This window comes from Carnobacterium sp. GW821-FHT04C06, assembly GCF_059420345.1.
On the sequence record NZ_JBWKTN010000003.1, the window covers coordinates 55,220 to 81,980 of the forward strand.

15 protein-coding genes are annotated in these 26,761 nt (G+C 36.1%); 4 read left to right on the forward strand and 11 right to left on the reverse strand.

Annotated elements, in window-relative coordinates; genetic code table 11:
• The 10 genes from AC07SW_RS05710 to rlmN all read right to left on the reverse strand — a co-directional run.
• The coding region (locus AC07SW_RS05710) for an isopeptide-forming domain-containing fimbrial protein (RefSeq protein ID WP_494632426.1) at window positions 1–3,116 on the reverse strand (3,116 nt) is incomplete at its 3' end.
• Window positions 3,117–3,127: 11 nt separating this feature from the next.
• Window positions 3,128–3,805 carry a hypothetical protein gene (locus tag AC07SW_RS05715; protein ID WP_494632428.1) on the reverse strand — a complete coding sequence of 226 codons (678 nt, stop codon included), beginning with the start codon at window positions 3,803–3,805 and terminating at the stop codon, window positions 3,128–3,130.
• Between the two features lie 363 nt (window positions 3,806–4,168).
• Entirely contained in the window at window positions 4,169–4,927 is a 759-nt protein-coding gene (gene fabI, locus AC07SW_RS05720; RefSeq protein ID WP_034571738.1) for an enoyl-ACP reductase FabI, read from the reverse strand.
• A gap of 222 nt (window positions 4,928–5,149) precedes the next feature.
• On the reverse strand, window positions 5,150–10,447 hold the full coding sequence (locus AC07SW_RS05725; RefSeq protein ID WP_494632429.1) for an adhesive domain-containing protein: 5,298 nt from the start codon (window positions 10,445–10,447) through the stop codon (window positions 5,150–5,152).
• Window positions 10,448–11,054: 607 nt separating this feature from the next.
• Window positions 11,055–11,861, reverse strand: a complete 807-nt coding sequence (locus AC07SW_RS05730) for a MerR family transcriptional regulator (RefSeq protein WP_135022774.1) — start codon at window positions 11,859–11,861, stop codon at window positions 11,055–11,057.
• A 26-nt stretch (window positions 11,862–11,887) separates the two neighbouring features.
• Window positions 11,888–13,006 (reverse strand): AI-2E family transporter, encoded by a 1,119-nt coding sequence (locus AC07SW_RS05735; RefSeq protein ID WP_135022773.1) that lies wholly within the window; start codon window positions 13,004–13,006, stop codon window positions 11,888–11,890.
• A gap of 134 nt (window positions 13,007–13,140) precedes the next feature.
• A complete protein-coding gene (locus tag AC07SW_RS05740) occupies window positions 13,141–15,030 on the reverse strand; it encodes a beta-glucoside-specific PTS transporter subunit IIABC (RefSeq protein WP_494632430.1) in 1,890 nt (629 codons plus the stop codon).
• A gap of 168 nt (window positions 15,031–15,198) precedes the next feature.
• Entirely contained in the window at window positions 15,199–16,032 is an 834-nt protein-coding gene (gene licT / locus AC07SW_RS05745) for a BglG family transcription antiterminator LicT (protein ID WP_135017931.1), read from the reverse strand.
• Between the two features lie 279 nt (window positions 16,033–16,311).
• Window positions 16,312–17,877 (reverse strand): ribosomal protection-like ABC-F family protein, encoded by a 1,566-nt coding sequence (gene abc-f, locus AC07SW_RS05750; protein ID WP_494632431.1) that lies wholly within the window; start codon window positions 17,875–17,877, stop codon window positions 16,312–16,314.
• Window positions 17,878–18,230: 353 nt separating this feature from the next.
• On the reverse strand, window positions 18,231–19,289 hold the full coding sequence (gene rlmN / locus AC07SW_RS05755; RefSeq protein ID WP_135017929.1) for a dual-specificity RNA methyltransferase RlmN: 1,059 nt from the start codon (window positions 19,287–19,289) through the stop codon (window positions 18,231–18,233).
• A gap of 281 nt (window positions 19,290–19,570) precedes the next feature.
• Here rlmN and AC07SW_RS05760 point away from each other — a divergent pair, with 281 nt between their 5' ends.
• The 4 genes from AC07SW_RS05760 to AC07SW_RS05775 all read left to right on the forward strand — a co-directional run bounded on the left by AC07SW_RS05760 (window position 19,571) and on the right by AC07SW_RS05775 (window position 25,677).
• Window positions 19,571–22,204, forward strand: coding sequence for a cation-translocating P-type ATPase (locus AC07SW_RS05760; protein WP_494632432.1), 2,634 nt, complete (start codon window positions 19,571–19,573; stop codon window positions 22,202–22,204).
• Between the two features lie 160 nt (window positions 22,205–22,364).
• The gene (locus tag AC07SW_RS05765) at window positions 22,365–23,585 is read left to right on the forward strand and encodes a GNAT family N-acetyltransferase (RefSeq protein WP_034571760.1); all 1,221 of its coding nucleotides are present in this window, start codon (window positions 22,365–22,367) and stop codon (window positions 23,583–23,585) included.
• A gap of 22 nt (window positions 23,586–23,607) precedes the next feature.
• Window positions 23,608–24,432, forward strand: a complete 825-nt coding sequence (gene proB, locus AC07SW_RS05770; RefSeq protein ID WP_135017927.1) for a glutamate 5-kinase — start codon at window positions 23,608–23,610, stop codon at window positions 24,430–24,432.
• Complete coding sequence (locus tag AC07SW_RS05775; RefSeq protein WP_494632434.1) at window positions 24,433–25,677, forward strand: glutamate-5-semialdehyde dehydrogenase; 1,245 nt, start codon at window positions 24,433–24,435, stop codon at window positions 25,675–25,677.
• 229 nt (window positions 25,678–25,906) lie between these two features.
• Here the strand turns inward: AC07SW_RS05775 and AC07SW_RS05780 are convergent, their stop codons facing one another.
• Window positions 25,907–26,596 carry a YcjF family protein gene (locus AC07SW_RS05780; protein ID WP_034571765.1) on the reverse strand — a complete coding sequence of 230 codons (690 nt, stop codon included), beginning with the start codon at window positions 26,594–26,596 and terminating at the stop codon, window positions 25,907–25,909.
• Window positions 26,597–26,761 lie beyond the last annotated feature (165 nt).

The following is a 26,761-nucleotide window of genomic DNA, read 5'->3' on the forward strand; positions in this document are numbered from 1 at the left end:
TCTGGTGGGTTCGTATGGTCGTCAATGATTGCTTGGTTCACAATTGGCGTACCTGCTACTGCCTCCGAATTTACTTTCACTTTGAACGTTATTTTCCTTTCTTCCGTATCTCGAATTGTTGGATATTCGGCAACTAATTTCCCATTCATTACGCTCAATGAAGTTGGTTGAGGATCACTTCCTGTACTTATTACACTTCCTTCTACGTAGGTCAACCCTTTGGGTAAAGTGTCTGTGACAGTTACTTTATTTAATATACTGTTTGGAATTGTATTTTTAAATGTAATACTGTACTCTAATTCATCTCCGATTTTTGGAGATTGATTATTTACTGATTTAGTGGACTCAAGTACACCTAGAGTATCCACTGGTGTGACTGGAACTTCTGGTCTATCTGGTGGGTTTGTTCCATCGTCTATTGTTGCTTGGTTCACGATTGGCGTACCTGTTACTACCTCCGAGTTTACTTTTACTTTGAACGTTATTTTCCTTTCTTCCGTATCTCGAATTGTTGGATATTCGGCAACTAATTTCCCATTCATTACGCTTAATGAAGTTGGTTGTGGATCACTTCCTGTACTTATTACACTTCCTTCTACATAGGTCAACCCTTTGGGTAAAGTGTCTGTGACAGTTACTTTATTTAATATACTGTTTGGAATTGTATTTTTAAATGTAATACTGTACTCTAATTCATCTCCGATTTTTGGAGATTGATTATTTACTGATTTAGTGGACTCAAGTACACCTAGAGTATCCACTGGTGTGACTGGAACTTCTGGTCTATCTGGTGGGTTTGTTCCATCGTCTATTGTTGCTTGGTTCACGATTGGCGTACCTGCTACTGCCTCCGAGTTTACTTTTACTTTGAAAACTAGGCTTCTTGTTTTTGTATCTTTAATGTTTTTATATTCCGCTACTACTTTATTGTCGGTAACCTTTAAGCTTGTTGGTTGTGGATCTTCTCCTTCGCTCTTCAAGCTTCCTTCTACGTAGGTTAACCCTTTGGGTAAACTATCCGTTACGGTCACTTGGTTTAATACTCCGTTTTCTATTTTGTTACTAAAGCTGATTCGGTATTCGACTTCCTCTCCAATTTTTGGGGATTGGTTGTTTACGGATTTTGTTGTTATTAGCTCACCTGGGGTTTCTGTTGGTGTAACTGGAACCTTTGGTTCATCTGGTGGGTTCGTATGGTCGTCAATGATTGCTTGGTTCACAATTGGCGTACCTGCTACTGCCTCCGAGTTTACTTTTACTTTGAACGTTATTTTCCTTTCTTCCGTATCTCGAATTGTTGGATATTCTGCAACTAATTTCCCATTCATTACGCTTAATGAAGTTGGTTGTGGATCACTTCCTGTACTTATTACACTTCCTTCTACGTAGGTTAACCCTTTGGGTAAAGTATCTGTGACAGTTACTTTATTTAATACACTGTTTGGAATTGTATTTTTAAATGTAATACTGTACTCTAATTCATCTCCGATTTTTGGGGATGGATTATTTACTGTTTTCGCAGTTTCCATTTTACCTATATTTTCACTTTCGACTTGAACCTCAACAACTTCTGAATCTGCGTCCAATGAAACATTTGTTAATACATCTGTTCCTTTAACATTCGCTTTATTAGGAATTTTTTGATTTGGTAGAGCTGTACTGTTTATTTTTGCTTTAAATTCATAAACGGTTTCATCAGTTGTATCTTTATAGCTTCCACCATTGATTGCATTTGCATTCTCTCCAACTCTAACGACTATTTTTTTAGAATCAGAATCGTATTCAGCTTGGTCATCTCCTGATTGATCTGTTTTATTTCCCATATTCGGCCCAGAGATAATAGATAAAGAATTTGGCGTATAGTCTAATCGACTATCAAGAATATCCTCAGAAATTGTTTTAATAGATTCGGTATTCTCAGTAATATTTTTTATTTTCACACGGTATACTACTTCATCTCCAATTGCATAAGTTGTTTTTGGATTAACAATTTCTTTACTAATCTGCAAATCAGGTACTTCAGCATTTACAGAAAAACCAATAGCATTTGTTGAAAAATCATCTCCACTACTTGTTGTTTTAAATGATATATTGCTTTGACCATTGGTTAAAAGTCCCTCTGGTAAGTTTATACGGTCAACGTCAATTCCTATGAAATTAGGAAAACTTGGATTAAATGTGCCAGGATATTTATCGACCATATGTTGGTCTTGATCAGAGACAGTTCCATTCATTACATTATTTGCTGGATTAAGTTGATTTACAATATTAGTCCATACATTGCCCTTTTTAATTTGCCCATTGTCACCTGTCCAAAACTTATCTCCTTGGACTGTAAACCATGTAACGATAGGATCTAATCTCCCTTTTTTTGCAGTTAAGAAATCAGACATCACAAATTCGTTATTTGCATTAGCCGCGTTTCCTTTTGCACCATAATAAATACTAAAGGCTCTTGATTTTTTCGCCTGATCTTTAGTAACAACAAATAAACTCCATCCACTAAAATTAGATAATTGATTCTGATTTTCAAACGCATTCGTCATTGGAATATTTCCTACGATGTAACTGCCAGTATTACTACCATCTTTCTGCAAAATTGAGGTTACATCTGCATAATTTGAATATCCCGTATTATTTTTTCCAAATCCTTGCCCTGGATTTTTTCCATCAGTTTGATCAATTCGATAGTAGGTATCTGGTGGAACTGTAGAACTCGTTCCTCCAGGTGTTTTAAACACAACTGGAGCTGTGATTTCAGCATCAGACATGTTAGTAGTTGCTGTAGGAGTACCTTTGACACGTGAACTACTCCAGAATAATCCTGCCCAAGCAATCTCTTTAGCTCCAGCTAAATCAATATAAGCTTTACTAGAATTACTGGTAGCAGGGTCATTATCGATATCAACTGTTGATTGACTAAAATTAGCAACCGTATTAGGACTAGACGGACCACGATTATTTAAAAAATTTGTCGCAGCAGCTGATTTAGTTGATACTGTAAAATTGGTATTTCCTGTTGAATAAAGTTCTCCTTTATGAACATCTTGATAAATTGGTTGTTCAAAGCCTCTACCAGGACTTGGAGCAATTGCTGCTAAATTTTGACTTCGCATTAATTGATCGACTACTGGATTGACAATTTTGAATTTGTTTGCTCTTCGACTGTTGAATTACTACTATTCTCAGAATTATTTGTATTCTCTTCTTCAGTTACTGAAATCTCTGATGAACCTTCCTTGGCATCAATTGGGGCTTCTTGTTTTGTAGGAATGTTAATAGAAAAATTTAAGTCTCCAATTTTAATTAAATTTTCTAGAATTTCTATTTTTTGTATCTTTTCGCTATTAAATGAGTCTGCTACTTTAGCTTTGATAAAAATCTTAGAAGCCTCTTTTGGCTTTAAGTCTTTGATGGTTAGAGTGGATGATTTAGGTAGGGTTGTTCCTTCGATTTCTTCAGTACCTTTGGACAAAGTTCTATCTGTAACAAGCTCCCCATTGATTTTAAAACTTGTTAAATCAAAATCGATTCCTTCGTTATTTAATTGCGCAATTGAAACTGATGTCACTGGCTGTTCTTTCTTATTAGTAACTGTATATAAATAGGCAATTTCTTTTTCTTTAAGAGGATTGCCAGAATCATCTGATACCTGTTCAGCCACCACCTTAATCGTATCATTTTCAAACACATTCTTTTGATTACTATCAATATCTGTTATTGCTAAAACTGTTATCGACGGAATAATCACAGATAAAATTAACGTCATTACAGTTATAAAATTAAAATATTTTAGTCTATTCATTCTTTTCTCCTCCAATTCTCTAACAAAATTGTATCTTAATTGATAGATGTTTTACAAGAAATAACTCTGCTAGAATTGGCGATATGTAATATTATTGAATATTAAAAACATAAATAAGATAATTAAAATCATTATCCAATTTCATGTATATATTTATACCAATAGCGACTTTTTCCATCTATTCATATATTCTCACCTCCATTTTTTTAATTTAAATATTAACATGTAATACTAATACGGGGAAAAATTTACAATTAATTACGGACTCTAAAATAGTAGAATCGATTTAGGTTACAAAGTTATTTTATTCTATAAAAAAAACAAGGAACACTAGCTCTCCCTTGTTTTACTTAAATATTATTATTATGAAAGATGAGTTCCTTTGTCTACATAGATGGTGTCTCCATTAACCCCTGTTGATAAATCGCTCATTAGAAAGGCTGCTGTATTTCCAACTTCTCTTGTTGTTACCGGTTTATCAGAAGGTGTTCTTTCACTTGCTGAATCTAGCAATTGTTGGAAACCTTTGATTCCTGATGAAGCTAGCGTTTTGATTGCTCCAGCTGAAATCGCGTTAATTCGAATATCTTGTGAAGCTAAATCGACTGCCAAATATTTTACAATAGATTCTAATGAAGCTTTTGCAACACCCATAACATTATAATTAGGAACTGCACGATGAGAACCAATATAGGTCATAGTAGCAATACTTCCACCACGATTCATAATTTTGCTTGCATATTTTGAAACAGCGATTAATGAAAAGGCACTAACATCATGAGCAATGCTAAAGCCTTCACGACTTGCATCTAATAAGCTTCCTTCTAATTCTTCTTTTCTTGCAAAAGCGATTGAATGAACAAGTCCATCAATCGTTCCATATTTTGTTGAAATTTCATTAAATGCTTTTTCAACATCCTCATCTGTTGCAACATCACACTCCACCATTGGCGCATCTGCTCCCACCAATTTTTCTAGTTGACGTTTTACTCGGTCGTTTTGATACGTATAAATGATAAAAGCACCACAATCTCTCATTGCTTCTACGCAACCCCATGCAATACTCGATTTATTTACAACACCCATAATAACTATTTTTTTTCCTTCAAGTAATGTATTCAAACTTAATGCCTCCCCGATATTTAGTACTGTTATTATAGCACAAATTCTGTTTATTCGTGCTGTTTTCTATCAAAGTTTGTGAAAAACATTAAAAAAATCGTTGTTTTAACTCGCTTCTTCATGTGAAATACATTTAATATCCATAATAGACTTTTTTTATCCTTCACATAAAAAACCTCTCTAAGAAGGTTTATTCTTAGAGAGGTTCATGGATATTAACGCTTATTTTTTAGCGAATTTTTTTCTTAAGAACAACAATGCTGCTGATCCTAGTGTTAAGAATCCAAGGTAACTAAACAATGAATTATTTTGCTCTCCTGTTTGTGGGTAGCTATCTCCATTTTTATAGCCTTTTGATCCTTTTCCATTTACTTTAGTCGTTGTATACTTTCCACCGTTTGTCGTTCCTGAAGTTCCTAGATTTCCTGGTTTCCCTGGAGTTGTTCCAGTTCCAGAACCTGGTTTTCCTGGAGTGACAGGGGTACCTGGATTGTTTGTATCGACTGCTAAAACAATTGTTGATGCGGATGGTCCTTCTTTAATCTCTCCACCATTAACGCCTTTGATAAGCGCTGTTACTTGGTCTCCAACTTTTAGAACGTAATTGCTTAAAATTGCTCTAGTGACTGGAGTAAGAGCTGCTTTGAATGTTCCATCTTCTGCAACACTGCCTTCAATTGTTGAACCATCTGGTAAGGTAATAATCGCTGTAAATACGGTTCCTGCTGGAATTGGTGTATTTAGAGTCACTTTACCTGTTACAAATTTATCTCCAACGTGAATTGCATTAATAACTGGTTTCGTAATAACATACGCATCCCATGCTTCATTTGGTAAAATAGTTGACGTTACTGGTGTACTTTCTTTCGTTTCCCCACCATGTGTTGCTTCCACAACAATCGTTACATCTCCTGAAGTTAAATCATTGTCGCCTAAATCAACTGAGATATGGCCATTTGAATCAACTGGAGCGGCGGTAATAACTGTTCCATCTGGTAAAGTCACAATCGCTGTAAAGTTTGTATCTGCTGGAACTGGTTGATTCAATGTTACTGAACCAGTAATAGTTTTGTCGCCTGCATGAATTGGATCAATGACTGGGCTAGAAACCACATAGTCTTCCCACGCTGATGCTAGGACAGTTGTTGAGGTTGGCAAGCTTTCTTTTGTCACACCCGCTTTAGTTCCACGGATAACGATTGAAAGAATGTCATTTTTCTTCACTTTTTTAGCACCAAACGGAATACTAATGACACCGTCTGTAGTACTAACTGGTACCTCAATTGTTGAGCCATCGGCTAAGGTCACGACTGCTACAAAAGTTGCACCTGCTGGAACTGGTGTTGGGAATGTTTCTGATCCAGTTAAGATTAAATCTTCCTCGTGAACTTGATTGATTGTTGGTGCTGTAATCACATAGTTGTTCCATTCTGTTTCTGAAGTGGATGGTTCAACGATAGAAGTTACTGGTGTACTATCTTTTGTAACGCCCCCATTGATACCTTGTACAATTGTTGATAATGAGTCGCCTTCTTTAAGGATATTGTCTCCTAAAGCAACAGTAAAGGTGCCATCTGGATTCACTTGTGCTTGAATAACTGTTCCATTTGGTAACGTTACTAATGCTGTAAAGCTTGAACCATTTGGTATTGGAGTAGTTAAGGTTACTTTTCCTGTGATTGTTGTATCGCCTTCATGAACTGGGCTTACTACAGGTGGTGCAACAGTATAGGCTGCCCACGCTGGATCTGGTAAGGCTGTTTGCACAATACTTGTAACTGGAGTACTTAATTTAGTTGCTGTTCCATTTGTTGCTTCCACAACGCTTGAAAGTGTATCGCCAGCTACTGCTGTGTAACTTCCTAATGAAACAGAGATGTTGCCATCTACACCTACAATGGCATTAACTTTACTACCATCTGGTAAGGTTACAACAACTTTAAATGTTGTACCTGTTGGAATCGGTGTGTTCAAAGTGACATTTCCAGTGAGAGTTGTGTCACCTACATGAACTGGGTTTAATACGGGTGCTGCCACTACATAATTTAACCATGCTGGACTTTCAGAAGCTGGTTTAATCGTTGTGACAACTGGCGTACTGTCTTTTATTTCACCATTGTTTGTTGCTTCAATAATCGTTGAAATCGTGTCGCCTTCTTTAGGTGTATAACTTCCTAAAGGTGCTGTAAAGGTACCATCTGGATTCACTGTTGCCGTTACTTTTGTGCCATCTGGTAAGGTTACAATGGCTTCAAAGGTAGTACCTGCTGGAATTGGTGTTGCTAATGCAACTGTTCCTGTTACAGTTGTAACGCCTACATAAATTGGATTGACAACCGGTGTAGATACCACATAGTCTTTCCAACCTTCTGCTAGAACCGTTGATTCAACTGAGGCACTATTTTTTATCACACCACCGTTGACACCTTGAATAGTTGTCGAAAGAATATCTCCTGCTGTCAAAGTGTTACTTCCTAAAGGAACAGTAAAGGTTCCATCCGAATTCACTGTAGCATTCACTTTTGTACCGTCTTTTAAGGTCACGATAGCAGTAAATGTTGAACCATTTGGTATCGGGGTAGTCAATGTTACTTTTCCTGTGATGTTGGTATCCCCTACTGAGACTGGCTCAACGACAGGTGATGAAATAACGTAAGCTGCCCATGCTGGATCAACAACTGGGGCTAAAACAGTACTTTCTACTACGGTACTATTTTTTATCACTCCGCCGTTGATTCCTTGAACAATCGTGGATAAGACGTCTCCTTCAGATACAGTATTGCTTCCCAAAGCTACTGTGAAGGTTCCATCTGGATTGACTGGTGCTTGAACCACATTTCCATTTGGTAAGGTTACTAATGTTGTAAAGCTTGAACCTGGTGGAATTGGGGCTGCTAATGTTACCTTCCCTGTAATTTCTGTGTCCCCTGCATGAATTGAATCAATAATTGGGGCTGCAACCGTATAACCTGCCCATGCTGGATCTGGTAACGTTGCTTGAACAACGCTGCTAACCGGTGTGCTATCTTTTGTTGCTGTTCCATTTTTAGCTTCAACAATTGTTGATAAGGTATCACCTAATTTAGGAACGTAGCCATTTAATGCAACTGTAATACTGCCATCTGGGGCAATAATTGCATTTAATTTGGTATTATCTGGTAAAGTCACAACTGTTGAGAATGTTGTTCCTTCTGGGATTGGTGTATTCAAAGTAACATTACCAGTTAAGGTAGTATCTCCCACATGAATTGGGTTTAATACGGGTGCTGCCACTACATAATTTAACCATGCTGGGCTTTCTGAAATAGGCTTGATTGTTGTGACAACTGGCGCACTATCTTTCGTTTCACCATTATTGGTTGCTTCCACAATGGTTGAAAGGGTGTCGCCTTCTTTAGGTGTATAGCTTCCTAAAAGCGCTGTAAAGGTGCCATCCGGATTCACTGTTGCCGTTACTTTTGTGCCATCTGGTAAGGTTACAATGGCTTCAAAGGTAGTACCTGCTGGGATTGGTGGTGCTAATGCTACTGTTCCTGTGACGGTTGTATCACCCACGTAAACCGGATTCACAACAGGCGAGGATACCACATAGTCTTCCCAACCTTCTGCTAGAACTGTTGATTCAACTGGCGTACTATTTTTAATTACGCCTCCGTTGACACCTTGAATAGTTGTAGATAGAATATCTCCCGCAGTCAGTGTATTACTACCCAAAGGAACGGTAAAGGTTCCGTCTGGATTCACTGTCGCATTCACTTTTGTACCGTCTTTTAAGGTCACGATAGCAGTGAAAGTTGAACCGTTTGGTATTGGTGTTGTTAAGGTTACTTTTCCTGTAATTTCTGTATCACCTACTGAAACGGGTGCAATAACTGGTGGTGTAATAACGTAACCCGCCCATGCTGGATCTGGTAAGGTTGCCAAAACTGTTGTTAAAACAGGTGTGCTATTTTTTGTTTCTCCTGCATTTGCTCCTTGAACAATACTAGATAAGATTTCGCCTTCAGTAACTGCATTTGCCCCTAATGGTACGGTAAATGTTCCATCTGGATTAATCGTTGCTGTAACTTCTGTGCCGTTTGCTAATGTAATAATAGTTGTAAAAGTGGTTCCAGTTGGAATCGGTGTTGTTAAAGTTGTTTTACCTGTAATTTCAGTATCGCCTGCATGAACCGAATCAATTACTGGAGGCGCTACCACATAGGTGTCCCAACCTGGACTTGTATTAGCTAAAACGGTGGTTGTTACTGGTGTACTTGTTTTTGTAACACCACCATTAAGCCCTTCAATAACAGTGGATAAGCTATCATTCGTTTTAGGTGTGTAACTACCAAACGGAACTATGAAACTGCCATCTGGATTTACTACAGCAGTTGCTGTTGAACCATCTGGTAATGTCACGACGGTACTAAATGTACTGCCGGCTGGAATTGGTGAAGCTAATGCTACAGTTCCAGTTAAGCTCGTATCTCCGACGTGAACGGGGTTAATGGTTGGTGGGGTGATTGTGTATGCTGTCCAAGCTGGGTTTGCAAAATTTAACGTTACGCTTGCTCCTTCAGATTGGATATCGCCTAAGATTCCGGCAGAAATAAGTGAGGTATTAATTGCTCCAGCAGTGATTTTTGATTGAGCTGTGCCAGGTGGTGACACTGCAAATTTAACGTTATAAGAAGTTCCTGCTAGCAAACTAGCACTAATTAAATTATTTAAAGCTGAACCTGTTAAATTAAGCAATCCATCGACTACTGTGAAAATTGGATTTAAAGCATTTTTTAAAGTTGCTAAAAGAGGGTTTAAAGTTGCACCCGCCAAACCTGTAAATGCAACAGCATTAATCGCATTGTGTAGGGCATCAAATAACCCTTTGAGTAACTGTTTTACATAATTTCCTAATCCATCTGTAAAGTTAACACTGATATATTTGCCATCAGGTGAAACTACACCAGGTAATGTTTCTTGATAATTCCCAAAATTTTGAGCTGTTTTAATTGCTTGAAAAGCCGCAATAACTGGATCTAATGCTGTTCCTTGACCTGCAAGGTTAGCTGCATTATCTAAAGTTGTCAATGCTGCATCAGCGGTACCTATCAGTACAGGCAACCCAGGTAGTTGAGCTGGTGTAATTGGTAATAATTTAGCATCAATTGCAACGGTTGCCCCTCCTACGACTTTTCCTTGTAATTCAGTAGGTAAAGCAAATACAACTACTTTTGGTGTTCCTAAACCTACGCTAGCTAAAGCATCTCCACTATAAGTTAAATCTAAATCATAATTTCCAGCGCCATTGGGACTAAGATTAGTTCCCGTATTAGAAACAAGTTGCGTATTATTTAAAATACTTACATCTGCTAAAGCAGCTTGAGCTGTTTGTTCTTGGAAACCAATAAAATGTCCATTTTGAAATAATGGAGTAATCGGTGAAGCCAGTAACACTGATGCAGCAGAAACAATAACTGCCTTTTGAAAAACTTTCTTATTCGTTTTTGATTTTTTTGATTGATTCTTTTGACTATTCATTTTTTCTCCCCCTCTTTTTTACAAAATTCAGATTTAATACTAAAAAGCATTCCATAAGCTCTGGTACTTTTAAATCTGTTTTTTATTCCCCCCTATTACGAACCTCTTAAAATTAAAATAAGATTAAATCATACGATTCAATTCTCACTCAAATCAAAAATAACATAATTTTAAATAAAATCAAATAAAAACACTTATCCAAAGAAAGACATCTAAGAATAAATAAAATATTTTCAAAACGTTTTCAAAAACACTTTCCAAAGGATTTGATTTTAATTATCAAAAAAAACAAAATCCTAAACATCGCTTTAAAAACAAGTGGTATAGGTACAAACGAATTCATAATTCTAATAAAAACTGGAAAGTTTGTGAAAAAAAAGTATAAAAAATACCAATAATTAAAATTATAAAAAAGAATATATATTCTAAAAAAAAACAAGAGGCATATATCTTCTCAAATTAAATAGCTACCCGGCTTTCAATTTATTTTGAATACTCTTGTATAATTTTATGTACAACTAAAAAGAAGCAAATCTATTTTTTAACAAATAGCTTTGCTTCTTTTTTTATACTTATCTACATCCAAATACATAGGAGCCATTTAAATTTAAACAATTGGAAAACAAATTTCCGTCACCCATTTTTCAACTTCTTTTTCTTGTGTGGGTGATACATGATAAATATTAAACATCTTGCCTTCAATCTTATATTGGTGATCTTCAATCCAACAAGCAATACTCTCTGTTACATAAGAAACTTGGTGATAACTGCCATTCATTATGACCGTTGCTGCCTTTACAGTCGGTTCTTTTTTTACCTGAACCAATTTAGAATTAAGATTTAATTCTCCCTTAAAACTTGCTTGAATTTCAACATCAACATTCTTTTCTTTATATTCCTTGTCGTGGAAAATAGCTTTGTGTTGACCCAGTTGTTGTAGGTTCACTTTTTCTTTAGCAAGTTCTTCGTACAAAATACTCCATAACTTTCCTTCTTCTTGATAACTTGTTAAATTCGATCTCAGTGAAACTACCTGTTGTTCTGGAAAATATTTCAACTGAACATGGTAATTTAATGGTTCTTTTTGGTACTTCAAAGAATGGATTGAGCGTTGAAGCATTTTCTTTTGATGCGCTAATTTTTCTAATTCAACCTCTACCTCTGTCTCTCGTTTTTCAAAATATCCTTGAAGTGAATTTTCAGTCGTTAACATTTCTTTAATTTCTGATAAACTAAATCCTAGCTCTTTTAGTCGTTGAATTTTATTTACTTTTTTAAGCTGTTTACTACTGTAGTATCGATAACCCGATTCTGTATCAGTCAGTTGTGGATTCAATAGATTTAATTGGTCATAATGCCTTAGCATTCGAACGCTAATAGTGGATAATTTAGAAAATTCACCAATTTTATACACATTAGACTCCTCCTAATTTTTAAGAGTTAAACTTCATCAATTTCTTCTCGATTTAATGGAATCTCTCTACGATCATCTATCATTCCATATAGGTGATGCAACACAATTTTCAACACAGCATATAAAGGGATTCCTAAGATCATTCCTATTAAACCAGCTAAATTCCCAGCTACTAGCAGGATAAAAACAATGGTTAAGGGATGCATATCAAGAGATTTTCCCATCACCAATGGATAAACGATATTCGATTCACCTACTTGCGTCACAATCACAATAATTGCAACAAGTAAGGCTTCAAAAGGTGAACGAGTAAAGGCGATTAAAATCGCAGGAGTGACTCCCAACCAAGGTCCTAAGTAAGGAATAATATCCATCGCACCAGCAATAACACCTAACAATAATGCATAGGGTAAACCAATTGCCCAGTAGCCTAACGATGTACAAACTGCAACATATAAACAAACAATTGCTTGTCCGCTAATAAAAGAAGAAAGAGTATGATCCACATCTGTCAAAAGGCTACCTACTTCTTCTTTGTATTTTAATGGAACAAACCGTTGAACGGCTTTTGGAAACTTCTCTCCATCTTTAAACATATAAAATAAAACGATTGGAACCGTGATAACTACAATTGTCACACTTGAAACAATTCCAATAATCGACAATAAACTATCTGTCACGCCAGAAAATGCCCCAGTGATAAATTTCGAAGTGGATAAGTTTAATTCATTTAAGTATTTTTGCAGATCAATATTTTTAAGTTCTGGACGTTCAACTAATAAATTAAACTGCTTTTGTCCCTCTTTCATCATAGCTGGGAAATTTTGAATCAGTTGTGTTAACTGTTCTAATAAATTGGGAATCAAATTTACTACTAACAAAACAAATAGGACAATCAATACAATAAAGACTAATAAAATGCCCCAAATTCGTTTTATTTTCAAACGATTCTCCAAAAACTTGATTAGAGGGTTCATAATATAATATAAAAATCCTGCAACTAAAACTGGTGCAAATAGAGTTGAAACAAAAGTGCCAATTGGTTCAAATAAAAATCCTATTTTAGTGCTGACAAAAATAAGTGTTGCAAAGGCCAATAATTCAATTGTCCAAAAAAAGAGGCTTGATTCTTTTAATTTATTCATACGGTATTCTCCTTATCGTCGCATTTTCATTTATCGTGTTTATTCTTATTTATTTTAACATGTTTTTTAAATAAATGATTCCATTGAAACTAATACAAAAAAAATAAGCGATGTTGCCATCGCTTATCTCCTCACTAAATGACTACAGTCATCAAGTAATCTTTCCCATTCAGTTCTGTTTTATCTGTTGTTAGTACATCTAAAAAGTCTGCTGAGTTTGTCACTACAATTGGTGTAATTACTGGAAAACCAGCCGCTTTTATTTTTTCAATGTCAAATGAAACAAGTGATTGACCTACCGTTACGTGCTCTCCTTGTTTTACATGAGTGGTAAACCCGTCCCCATTCATTTGAACCGTATCCATCCCAATATGCATTAAAATTTCAGTGCCATCATCAGATGTGATGCCAATAGCGTGTCCTGTTGGGAAAACAATGGTCACAACACCTGTAACAGGAGAAGTTAGCTCGCCAACTGTTGGCTCAATTGCCATTCCTTTTCCTAATGCGCCACTTGCAAATGCTTCGTCAGCAACATCTTTCAGTAAAACTGCACGTCCTGTTAACGGACTTTCAATTACTTCTTTTTCAATATATGTTGATGGATCGGTGTCATTGTTCAATTCTTCAGTTGTTGCACTTGTTGTAGCCGCAGTAACAGTTGGGACAACATCATCAAATCCTAAAATTAAAGTTAACGCCAATGCTAAGACAAAGGCAATCGCTGTTCCAATAATCGCAACCATGACATTTGAAGCAATTGCTGAATCTGTACTAATAAATGAAGGTAAGCTTAAAATACTTACTAAACCAAATGCAAAGTTTTTAACCCCTGCAAACCCGATAATCGCTCCACCAATTGCTCCACTGATACAACCATAAATAAATGGTTTTTTTAATTTCAACGTTACTCCATAAACCGTTGGTTCAGTAATTCCAAAGAAGGCTGTTAACGTTGATGAACCTGCTAAAGCTTTCATTTTTGTATCTTTTGTTTTTAAGAATACGCCTAACGCTGCTCCACCTTGAGCCAAAACTGCTGGCAATAGCATTGGAACCATTGTATCGTAACCCATTTGTGATAAGTTGGTCATCATGATTGGCACAAAGCCCCAATGCATTCCGAAAATTACTAACACTTGCCAGAAACCACCCATAAATGCACCTGCAACCATTGGGCTTAGACCATAAATCATACTGTAAACATAACCTAGACCATCCCCAATAAATCCGCCTAATGGGCCAATTGCAATAAATGTTAACGGAACCATTACAAGTAATACTAGAAGTGGTACAAGGATAATTTTGATAAACTCAGGAACAACTTTTGTAAAGAAACGTTCAACGTAGCTTTGAATCCAAACTGCTAGAATAATTGGAATAACGGTTGATGCATAAGACATCAATGTGATTGGAATTCCAAAGAAGGTAATCGCATTTCCAGCTGCCGTCGCTGCATCCATCATTGGGTGCATCAAGGCTGCCGCAAGGCCTACTGCAACAAATTGATTGGTATTGAATTTTTTAGCTGCGGTAAAGGCTAGGAAGAATGGTAAGAAATTAAAAATACCATCGGCTGCAGCAAACAGAACAATATACGTTCCAGATGTTGCTGAAAGCCATCCCATTACAGTTGCTAATGATAGAAATCCTTTTAAGACCCCGGCTCCAGCCATTGCACCTAAGAATGGAGTGAAAATACCCGAAATAATATCAATTAATGTACTTAAAAATGAGCCTTTTTCGCCAGACTCTTCTTTTTCACCTGTCGATTGATCCAAATTCGAAATAGCCATTAGATCTTTATAAACTTCGTTGACGTTGCTACCAATCACGACTTGGTATTGACCGCCGCTTTCGACTACAGTAATCACACCTTCATGTGCTTCTAAGCCAGCACGGTTGGCTTTTTTTGCGTCTTTTAATTTGAAACGTAAGCGAGTTGCACAATGTACAACTGAATTTACATTTTCTTCGCCACCTACTAACACTAATACGTCTTGTGCTATTTGTTTGTTATCCATGTTCTCGATCTCCTTTGTATGTTCTTCTATTTTTTCGACAAAGCATTTTTGGAAAAATAAAAAACCCAAATCAATAGTGATCGCTATTCTCTACAAGGAGAATGCCTCACTATCAACTTAGGTTTTGCCTGCTTTATCAGTAACAATCCATCATCGATGTATTCTTATTTAATTATCTGCTACTCGGTGAATATGAATGGTTAGGTAAACCTGTTCATCCATCGACATCTCTTTTTGATGAGCGCTCTTCAAGTAACTGTTGATTTTCACTGTACAATCAAATGCTTTTGGGTATTTGATTTGTACTTGTTCGTATAAAAAATCATCTCCTGATTCATGGGTCTCACCTGCAATCATTCGCTGAGCAAAATACTGTAAATGGGTTATGAATCGGGTATAGTTTAAGGAATTTTCATCGAAAACTAAACCATAATGCATGCGAACAATGTTTAAGATATCTTGAACGATCTTTGTCATTTGAAACGTTTGATTCATATCTTGATCGCCTTGTCTTGCATTTACAATATGCAACGCAATTGAACCGGCTTCATCAGGATTCAACGTTACACCTAATTTTTCTTGAATTCTATCAATCGCATTTAACCCAATTTGGTATTCTTTTTTATAAAACTTTTTGATTTCCCAAATTAAGGGATTTTTGAGGTCTAGTCCTTCTTTACTTCTAGTGATAGCAAAATGGATATGGTCGGTTAATGTCAAATGGATATTTGTGCTTAGTTTGACATCTAATTCTTTTTGAGCCAGCTGAATAATTTCATTTGCGACTTCTATTTCATCTAATGGAATTTCTTTGAATAGCTCAGCTAATTGTTCGGTGACTTCTTTTCCTTCGGTAACGAAAGTTTTTTCAATCAATGTGGGATCGATCCCATCCCCCACCCTCTTATTGAAGGCCAAACCTCTTCCCATTACGACCATTTCTTTTTCATCAGCAGTCAAGGTTAGAACGACATTGTTGTTTAAAATTTTTTCAATTATCATTTCTCCCCCACCTTTAATCCTAGAGTAAAAAGAAAAACCTAAACTCATTCCAAATCTAGTTATCCCTCAAAGTGGATAGATATGATTTCGAATCAATTTAGGTTTTGCCTGCATGACCAGTAACAACCCTGTCTGTTATATTCACAATATACCATGTGATTTTAGTTTTTGCAACCGTTCTCTTAATAAATTTTTTAATTTATTTTTATCCAATTCATTCAATACTTTTTTTTATAGAAAAACGATTCGTAAAATCAGGCTACGAATCGTTTCTTCTATCTATTCTTTTAATTTTTTCAATAGTATTTGATACTCATTTTCCAATTTTTGTCGGTCTTCTTTTGGATTTGGATTTGATAATTTCCCAATAATTGCCGTTAATTGGGTTTCTAATACTAGTTTTTCATCTGCTGATTGCTTTACTGGAATTTTTTTATCAGAGGTTTCTTTGTTCTTTTCAGCTTCCCACATAGTCAGTTTTTGCTGTTTGATTTCCCAGTAATGAGTTGCTATCTTCTGGTTGAAAGTTTCATCATGTGAGACAAAAAGAAGCGTTCCTTCATAAGCCATTAAAGCTTCCTCGACTGCTTTTAATGAAGGAATGTCTAAATAGTTGGTAGGTTCATCTAATAGTAGTAAATTGGCATCACTTACAAGAAGCTTCGCCAATGAAACCTTATTTTTTTCACCACCACTTAGTAAATGGACTTCTTTATAGACATCTTGCTTTCTAAATAATAGTCTTGCTAATAGCATCCGAACAAAGGTCTCGTCATGAACGCTTTCCTTCATTACATTTTCTAAAATCGTACTTTCTTCCTCCAATAACTCTAGCTTTTGACTAAAGTAACCAATTGAAAGGTTTTTCACTTTTTGAATTTCCGGTGAATTTTCTATAATCAGTTTGAGTAAGGTTGTTTTTCCTACGCCATTTCCTCCGATTAAAGCTGTTTTTGAGTGATTGACTAACGAAAAATCAATTTGATTTAGAAGGATGCGTTCGTCAATTTTTTTAGTTAGCTTTGTTGCCGATAGTAAAATAGGTGCGTGTAAGGTCTTGCCTTTAGCCAATTTGATTTTAATGTTCGCAAGCTCCGTTGGCGCTTGCTTGACATCTAATTGATCCAGTCGTTTTTCAGCATTTTTTGCTAATTGACCTAATTTTTTCTTAGCTTTTTGATCCCCCATTTTATGGAGTCTTGCCTCCGAATTCCCCATTCGTTTAGGAGCTTTTCGAATTTTCGACGCTCTTGTTTCTGTCTCTCTGGCCACTTGTTTTAATCGTTTTTTTTCTTTTTCGTATTGGTGATATTCTGCTTGCTCCGTATGTTGTTTAAGCTCTTTCTGGTTTAAATAGTCGTCATAGTTTCCTTCGTAAAAGTACGTTTTTCCTCTTTCAAGTTCTACTATTTTAGTACAGACTTGGTTTAAAAAGGTTCGATCATGAGAAACCACAAGGACGGCACCATTAAATTGCTTGATTGCTTTTTCTAAATAAAGACGGTTGTCCTTATCAAGATGGCTTGTTGGTTCATCTGCTAGCAAAATGCCGCTTCCAAATTCAAACGCTTTTTGTAGCTTGCGTTTGGTTTCTTCTCCACCACTTACAGTAGCGCCTGCGACAGCATCTGGTAGTTGTTCCAAATAACCGATTGGACTAAACGAACGAATGAATCCACTATCAGGAACTTCTTTATTGCTTAATAAATTTAATAATGTTGTCTTACCTGAACCATTGGCGCCGACAATTCCAATGCGGTCGCCATCCTCAATTTGCCAGTTGTCAATCTCAACTAAGACACGACCTCCAACTGATTTTTTGATTGCTTTTATTTCTACTAACATAAAAAAACCTCCTTCAAATCTGAAGAGGTGATGGTTTACTTGCATACAAAATAAATAGACCGATTCTAATAAAGGAACTAGACGGGTATTTTGGCTTGTATGTTGATAAAATCCACTCTCAGATTAGTTGCGAAAATTCCAAATAACCCTTCATTATTTTGCCTTTGAAGTTACTTTAAGAATTCAGTTAACTAAGAAACAGTGAATTATATTTTCATCGCCTTAAATACCTTTACCTTTCATGAATTGATCTTACACCGCTATTGTACTTTATTTGTTGCTAAATTTCAAATCGTGGCATTAAAAAAATCCCTTCAAAAAAATAATTGAAGGAACTTTCTTATACTATTGAACTATTCTTTAGACTTTAATTGCTTGCTTCTTAGTTGTCCACAAGCAGCATCGATATCGCTTCCTTGTTCTTTACGGACAACTGAATTAATTCCTTTTTTCTTCAACGTATCGTGAAAGGCTAGTACATCTGCTTTTTTACTGCGGCTGTACTGATCGTGTTCGGATACTGAATTGTATGGAATCAAATTTACATAGGCTAAATGACGTTTATTAGCAAGGAGTGCTGCTAGTTCCAAAGCTTGTTCTTTTTGGTCATTTACGCCTCGTAACATAATGTATTCAAAGGTAATGCGACGATTTGTTTTTTCTAAATAATAATCGACGGCTTCCATTAATTTTTCAATTGGGAAGTTGCGATTGATACGCATAATGCTTGTTCTGATTTCATTGTTTGGCGCATGTAATGAGATTGCTAGGTTTACTTGCAAGCCGTTTTCAGCAAATTCTTTGATTTTTGGTGCTAGTCCACTAGTCGAAACTGTAATATGACGAGCGCCAATTGCTAGCCCTTCATTGTCATTAACGATTTTCAAGAAACTCATCACATTATCATAATTATCGAAAGGCTCGCCAATTCCCATTACAACAATATGACTCACGCGGTCGTTTTCTTCTTTGTCATCTAAATAATGTTGTACTTGCATAATTTGCGAAACAATTTCACCGGCCGTTAAATCACGTTGTTTTTTCAAAAGACCACTTGCACAGAAGGTACAACCGATATTACAGCCTACTTGAGTTGTCACACAAACAGATAAGCCGTATTCATGGCGCATTAATACCGTCTCAATCAACAAACCATCTGATAATTCAAACAGGTATTTAATTGTTCCGTCATTTGATTCTTGAACAATTTTTTGTTCCAATGGTTGCATAATAAAATTTTCTTCCAATAATTGAATGGTTGCTTTTGAAAGATTCGTCATTTCAGAAAATTGACGCACACGTTTTACATATAACCAGTCCCAAACTTGTGTTGCTCTAAATTTCTTTTGATCGTGTTCTAAAAACCACTCTACTAATTCTGCATTTGTTAATCCGTAAATTGACGGTTTCATCTTCTTACCTCGCTTTTCTCACTTTTTTTAATTTGTCATTCGTTACCTATATCACAATGGATAGTCTTTAACAATATATACCAAAATGCCTATTCTAGCAATCTCTATTTGATTAATTTAATTTAAATGTGACAGATATCAAACGATTTATTTCTTTAATAAGGAAAGTTTTAATGAGGTATTACTTGTAATTAAATTCTTTTTTTGTTAAAGTTAGATTATAAAGCAAGCGACTACTTGCTTGTATTTTCCAAAAAAATAGACTTAAAGGAGGATGATTTATGGATTTAAGAACTGATTCAATACAGTCTGTCTTAAAAAAATTAAACGTCAACGAAAACAAGGGCTTGACTCTAGAACAAGTAGAAGCGATTCGAAATGAAACAGGGCCGAATCAATTTAAAGAAGAAAAAAAAGACTCTCTTTTCATAAAAGTACTCGATCAACTAAAAGAAATTACCACCATTATTTTACTTATTGCCGCGGCAATCTCCTTTTATTTGACCTTAACATTACATCCAGAAGATTTTGCTGAACCAATCGTTATTATTGCAATTGTGGTTTTGAATGTAATTTTAAGTATCAAACAAGAGAATAATGCAGAAAAAGCCCTAGATTCTCTTAAGAGCTTAAATTCACCACAAGCAACTGTTTTAAGAAACGGTCAAATTGAAAAAGTTGAAGCTTGGGAGCTTGTTCCTGGTGACATTTTAATTTTAGAAGCGGGTGAATCGATTCCAGCCGACGCTAGATTATTGACGTCTTCTGGTTTAAGCGTGGAAGAATCTGCCTTGACTGGTGAAAGCTTACCTGTTGATAAGGATGAAAAAGCACTTGTTGCAGCCGATGCTGCTTTGGGGGATCACTTCAATATGGTTTTCTCAGGTTGTTTAATTACAAATGGTCGTGGAACTGCTGTGGTAGTTGCAACGGGCATGGATACTGAAATGGGAAAAATTGCTGAGTTATTGAGCACAACTAAAAAAGCTAAAACACCTTTACAGCATCGTCTTCATAATTTAGGAAAAACGCTAAGTGTGATTGCTTTACTTGCCGGAGTTTTTATTTTCGTAATTGGTTACTTACATGGCGAAGCCCTTGCCGAGATGTTGATGACTGCTGTATCCTTAGCAGTTGCTGCCGTTCCTGAAACGTTACCGGTTATTGTGACGATTACTCTTGCCTACGGTGTTCAAAATATGGTTAAACGAAATGCGATTATTCGAAACATTCCTTCTGTTGAAACGTTAGGGAGCGCTTCTGTTATTTGTTCAGATAAAACAGGGACCTTAACACAAAATAAAATGACTATTAAAGAGCTTTGGGCAGTAAATCATGAACCTATCAAAGCGGATGCTGATTATCAAGAAGAAGAAAATAATTTATTAGAAATGATTAGTTTAGCAACAAATGCTACGATTGAGGAACGAGATGGCGAAGAAATTTTAAGCGGGGACCCTACTGAATCTGCGATTATTCGCTTGCTACAAGATCGTGGTCAACAAAAAGATGAACTTGAGAAACGTCATCCTAGAATACACGAAATTCCTTTTGACTCCGAGCGTAAGTTAATGACTACCCTTCACGAATGGGAAAATGGCTATATTTCAATTACAAAAGGAGCATTCGATCGAATCCCTGCTGATTTTTCTAACGAGTTAAAATTAAAAGCGCAACAAATTCATGATTCTTTTGCTGAAAAAGCTCTTAGAGTTATCGCTGTGGGATACAAATATTACGAAGAGCTTCCTTCTGATTTAACTCAAGCAGAACTTGAAACAAATTTAACTTTTGCTGGAATCGTTGGGATGATTGATCCTCCTCGTAAAGAAAGTAAAGAAGCCGTTCGAGCCGCTAAAGCTGCCGGTATTAAGACAGTCATGATTACCGGAGATCACATTGTCACTGCTAAAGCTATTGCTAAAGAGATTGGTATTTTAGAAGACGGTGATAAATCGATTACGGGAGCAAAATTAGCGCAACTATCTGATGAAGAGTTAAAAAATTCGGTTCGCGATTATGCAGTGTATGCCCGTGTTTCACCAGAAGACAAAATTCGAATCGTTAAAGCCTGGCAAGCAAACGGCGAAGTTGTTGCCATGACTGGAGACGGTGTCAATGATGCTCCTGCTTTAAAAGCAGCTGATGTTGGAACTGCGATGGGAATTGCTGGAACCGAAGTAGCGAAAAGTGCTGCGGATATGGTTTTAACGGATGATAACTTCGCAACGATTGTTCATGCAGTTGAAGAAGGTCGTCGTGTGTATGAAAACATTCGAAAAGCTGTTTACTTCCTATTAAGTTGTAATATTTCAGAGATTTTCGTTATGCTAATTGCGGTTAGTATGGGTTGGGGTGTTCCAGTGATCTCGATTCAACTATTATTAATCAATGTTGTAGCTGATGGAATTCCTGGTTTCTCTTTAAGTAGAGAAAAAGCTGATACCGATATTATGGAACAAACCCCTACTAAAAAAGGCGCTAGTATCTTTAGTGGTGGCTTAGCTCAAAAAATTGGTGTACAATCAATCATCTTTACGATTATTACGTTGATTGGGTTTTATGTTGGTTCCTTTGTGGATATCAACCAAACGATTACAGCAAATCACCAAGTTGGACAAACAATGGCCTTTATCATTCTTGGCTGGTCTTCTGTTATCCACATTTTCAATGCACGTAGTAAAGAATCGATCTTCAAAATTGGCTTTATGTCCAATCCCGTTTTATTCTGGTCTGCAATGCTTTCGATTTCACTGATTCTATTAGTAGCATTGGTCCCAGCCTTCGCAAGTATCTTCTCACTTGTGTCGCTAAGTTCCACTCACTGGTTACTAGCCGTTGGTTTATCCATCGTGCCATTAGTCGTAATTGAGATTCAAAAAGCTGTGTTTAGAAAAATGGGGAAAAGTTTCTAAAATAAAAAATGATTTCAACACTCTTATGCAGAACTTATGTATAAGAGTGTTTTTTAGATAAGTTTTCCTTAAAAGATAGTCTTTCCTGTTAGAAACTGATAAAATAGAACTATTCATTTATTTCTATTTATTGAAATAAAAATTAGAGCGAGGGATACTTATGATACAAGATGATCATGGCAAACAATTTGAAATGAAACCTGTAGAAATGGAACATTTATCACAATTTAACGAGCTGTTACGCTATGTTTTTCAGGTGACCAATCAAGATCTTCAAGAAGTGGGCTATGAAGAAGATGAATTAGAACGGGCTAAACGACCGGTATTGCGTCAAGCCGATGTATTAGGTTGGTTTGATGACGAAAAATTGATTTCGCAATTAGCTGTCTATCCTTGCGAAGTAAACATTCGAGGAAAAATCGTAAAAATGGGCGGTCTAACAGGAGTTGGAACTTATCCAGAGTATGCAAATTTAGGTCTGATGCATCATTTAATGAAAGAAAGCTTAAAACGCATGCGTGAAAAAGGCCAATGGATTTCTTACTTGTTCCCCTACTCCATTCCTTATTATCGCCGAAAAGGCTGGGAAATTATGTCAGATAAAATGACATTTACAATCAAAGACACGCAGCTACCAAAAGCTGTCCCAGTTAACGGCTTTGTCGAACGCTTAGATATCAACCATCCTGACGTAATCGCTGTCTATGATACCTTTTCAAGAGTCAATCATGGCGCAATGATTCGTGATGAATTGGCTTGGGATGAATACTGGCGTTGGGAAAATGAAGAAGAGCATATTGCGGCTGTTTATTATAATGAAAAACAAGAACCGACTGGCTATCTTTTTTATTGGATAGCAGAAGATGTCTTCCATATGAAAGAAATGATTTATTTAAATCAAGAAGCAAGAAAAGGTTTATGGAATTTTGTTACGGCCCATTTTTCAATGGTTGACGAAGTACGCGGCAATATCTATAAAAATGAACCGATTGCATTTATTCTGGAGGATAGCGAAATTATTGAAACGATCCAGCCTTATTTTATGGCGCGAATTGTTGACGTTGCTGAATTTTTGAAAGAATATCCTTTTGAAACCGTGACTGTTGAAGACTTCCATTTTGTTGTAGAAGATCCGATGTTAGAGTGGAATACCGGAGTTTTTGGACTTCAATTTTCTCCAGACGGCACCTTAGCTGTTACAGATAAAGCCATTGGCAATCCTGTTCACATTGATATCCAGACCTTGACAACCATGTTGATGGGGTATCGCAGACCTTCTTATTTAGCAAAATTAGAACGATTAAGTACAGATAAAAAAACATTACGTAGTTTAGAACAACTTATTCCACAAGGTGAGCCTTACTTCTCAGACTACTTTTAACTAGAAAATTGGAGGATGACTTATGAAAGCAGCAACTCGTTCTTCATTAAATAAAATGAAACGAATCGTAATCAAAGTTGGCACAAGCACCTTGATGTACCCAAATGGCAAACTGAATTTACAACGTATTGAAAAATTAGCTTTCGTGCTGACCGATTTAAAAAATCAAGGCAAAGAAGTCATCTTGGTTTCATCTGGTGCTATTGGCGTAGGATGCCATCGTTTGAATATAACTAAACGCCCAGCTACCATTCCTGAACAACAAGCTATTGCTGCCGTTGGCCAAAGCGAATTAATGAATTTATATAGCCAGTTCTTTGGAAATTATGGACAAATTGTTGGCCAATTGCTATTAACAAGAGATATTATTGACTATCCTAAAAGTCGAAACAATGTGATTAATACCTTCGAGCAGTTATTAAAACAAGGAATCATTCCTGTTGTTAATGAGAACGACACTGTAGCTGTAGAAGAACTAGATCATTTAACAAAATTTGGCGATAATGACCGACTTTCTGCGATTGTGAGCGAACTGGTCACTGCAGATTTACTGATTATGCTGTCTGATATTGATGGTTTTTACAATGACAATCCCACAACTAATCCTGCTGCCACATTATTTTCTGACATCCATGCTATTACACCTGAATTGGTAACATTAGCAGGTGGAAATGGTTCGGAATTTGGAACAGGTGGGATGGCAACAAAATTGAAAGCCGCCCACCATGTTTTAGAACAAAATGGACAAATGATTTTAGCAAATGGTGCAGATCCAACGATTATTTTTGATATTATTAATGGGGAACAAATTGGAACGCATTTCAGAGCTTTGAAAGAGGTGGACTAAATGAGTGATTTAATAACGATGGGTAAAGCAGCCAAAAAATCTGCCACTTTTTTGGCCCAAGCAGATACGCTATTAAAAAATAATGCTTTAAAACAAATGAGTGCTGCTTTAATTGCTCATGATGCTACGATTATAAAAGCCAACGAACAAGACTTGAATGCTGCAAAAAATAATGGCGTTACTGAAGTCATGTTGGACCGCTTAAAACTTGATAAAAACCGTATTCAAGCAATGGCACAAGGACTTTTAGATGTCGCGGAATTACCGGATCCAATTGGCCATGTCAGTGAAATGTGGAAAAATGACGCTAATTTAACCATTGGCAAACAACAGGTTCCTTTGGGTGTTATTGGCATTATTTATGAATCTCGTCCAAATGTAACCGCTGATGCTGCAGCTCTTTGTTTCAAATCTGGAAATGCAGTCATTTTACGTGGTGGAAAAGAAGCTGTCCATTCTAATAGTGCAATTGTACTTATTTTACAAACAGCCTTAGAACAAGCTGGCTTTCCAAAAGATGCGATTCAATTAATTACTGATACTTCAAGAGAAACTGCACGCCAATTGATGCAGTTAAATCGTTATTTAGATGTACTGATTCCTCGTGGAGGTGCCACATTAATTCAAACCGTTTTAGAGCATGCTACGGTTCCTGTTATTGAAACAGGAACTGGAAATTGTCATGTCTACATTGATGAATCTGCCGATTTAAAAATGGCGACGGATATTATCGTAAATGCTAAATGTTCTCGTCCATCTGTCTGTAACTCTGCTGAAACCTTATTGATTCATAGAAATGTAGCAACTGCCTTTCTCCCTGTTATTGAAGAATCCTTAGCTCCGTATCAAGTAGAATTACGAGCAGATTCTTCAGCTTTGGCTATCTTCAAAACGGCTGTTGAGGCAACTGAAGAGGATTGGGAAACTGAATTTCTTGACTTCATTTTAGCTGTCAAAGTTGTGGATTCTATTGACGAAGCCATCAAACATATCAATCAATACAGTACAAAACATTCTGAATCGATTGTGACAAGTAATTATTTTAATGGTCAACAATTCCACCGTGAGGTTGATTCGGCGGCTGTTTACATTAATGCCTCCACTCGTTTTACCGATGGTTTTGAATTTGGTTTTGGGGCTGAAATTGGAATTAGCACGCAAAAACTTCATGCTCGAGGGCCAATGGGTTTAAATGAACTAACATCTTCAAAATACATTATCTTTGGCGAAGGTCAAATTCGATAAAAAAAAGGATATCTAAAAGCATGTTGCTTAATAGATGTCCTTTTTTGGTTTAACATTTAATGGATTAAAGTCTAAATTTAAATTATTAGAGGATTAGCAAATCTTTTTTAGCTTTTATTTAAAAAAGTTAAAAATCGATTGACTACCGATAGTAAAAGTTTTTTTTCTTAAAAAAAAGACTAGCGATTTTTACATTCCTATTTCAAAATACAACTACTTCATTTAACCTCTACTTAGTTGATTTTCGAAGAGCTTTAAATAACATTGTATACTGCCCTTTAAAACTCATAGCTTCTTCAAATATATCTTGTCCATCATTTAACATTTTTACCGTAACCCAACCTAGCGCTTCCGTTATCGTACTCGCAACCGTAGCGTTGATTGCTGCACCTGTCACAGTTCCTACCCCTGGAACTAATTTAACTATATTTCCAACGGTACTTCTTCCTAACCCAACAATTATCAATTCTTTTGATAAGCTTTTCCCTAAACTTTCCGACCATGATTGACCAAATAACTTATGCAGACGAGCCATCATGGTAAGTTGCACTGGGACTAGTAAAAAAGCGTCTGAAAAAGGAATGGGAGAACAGCCAATAATAGCTGCTGTTAAGGAAGCTGCATGAATGATTGTATGGCATTTTTTCCTTGTTTGGCTATCGACATCTTTTAGAAACACATCAAACTGTCCGTCTAATTGACTCTTACTATTTTCAAGTATTTTTTCAGCCCGTAATTTTGAGCTTTCATAACTTTTAAGAATGACTTTTCCTGTTTTAGAAGGCATTTTTTTTATTACTTCTGAAAAAAAAGAGTCAAATTCTTTGTCACTCTGTTCTAAAACTTGATTCTCTTCTTTAGGCTCTTTTTCTACTAATTTATCTTCATCTATCCTTTTTTTCTTAAAAATTTTTTTCATATTGAGTTCCTCCTATATCTACTTAATTCGCTCTTTAAATTTTCTAGTAAAATTAAGTTTTATTTTACGCTTTTTTTGTGGTAAAACAAGATCCCCACCTTACATCTCCTATTTTATCACAAAACATAAATTACTCATGTCTTCATGTTTTTATAAGTTCGCATT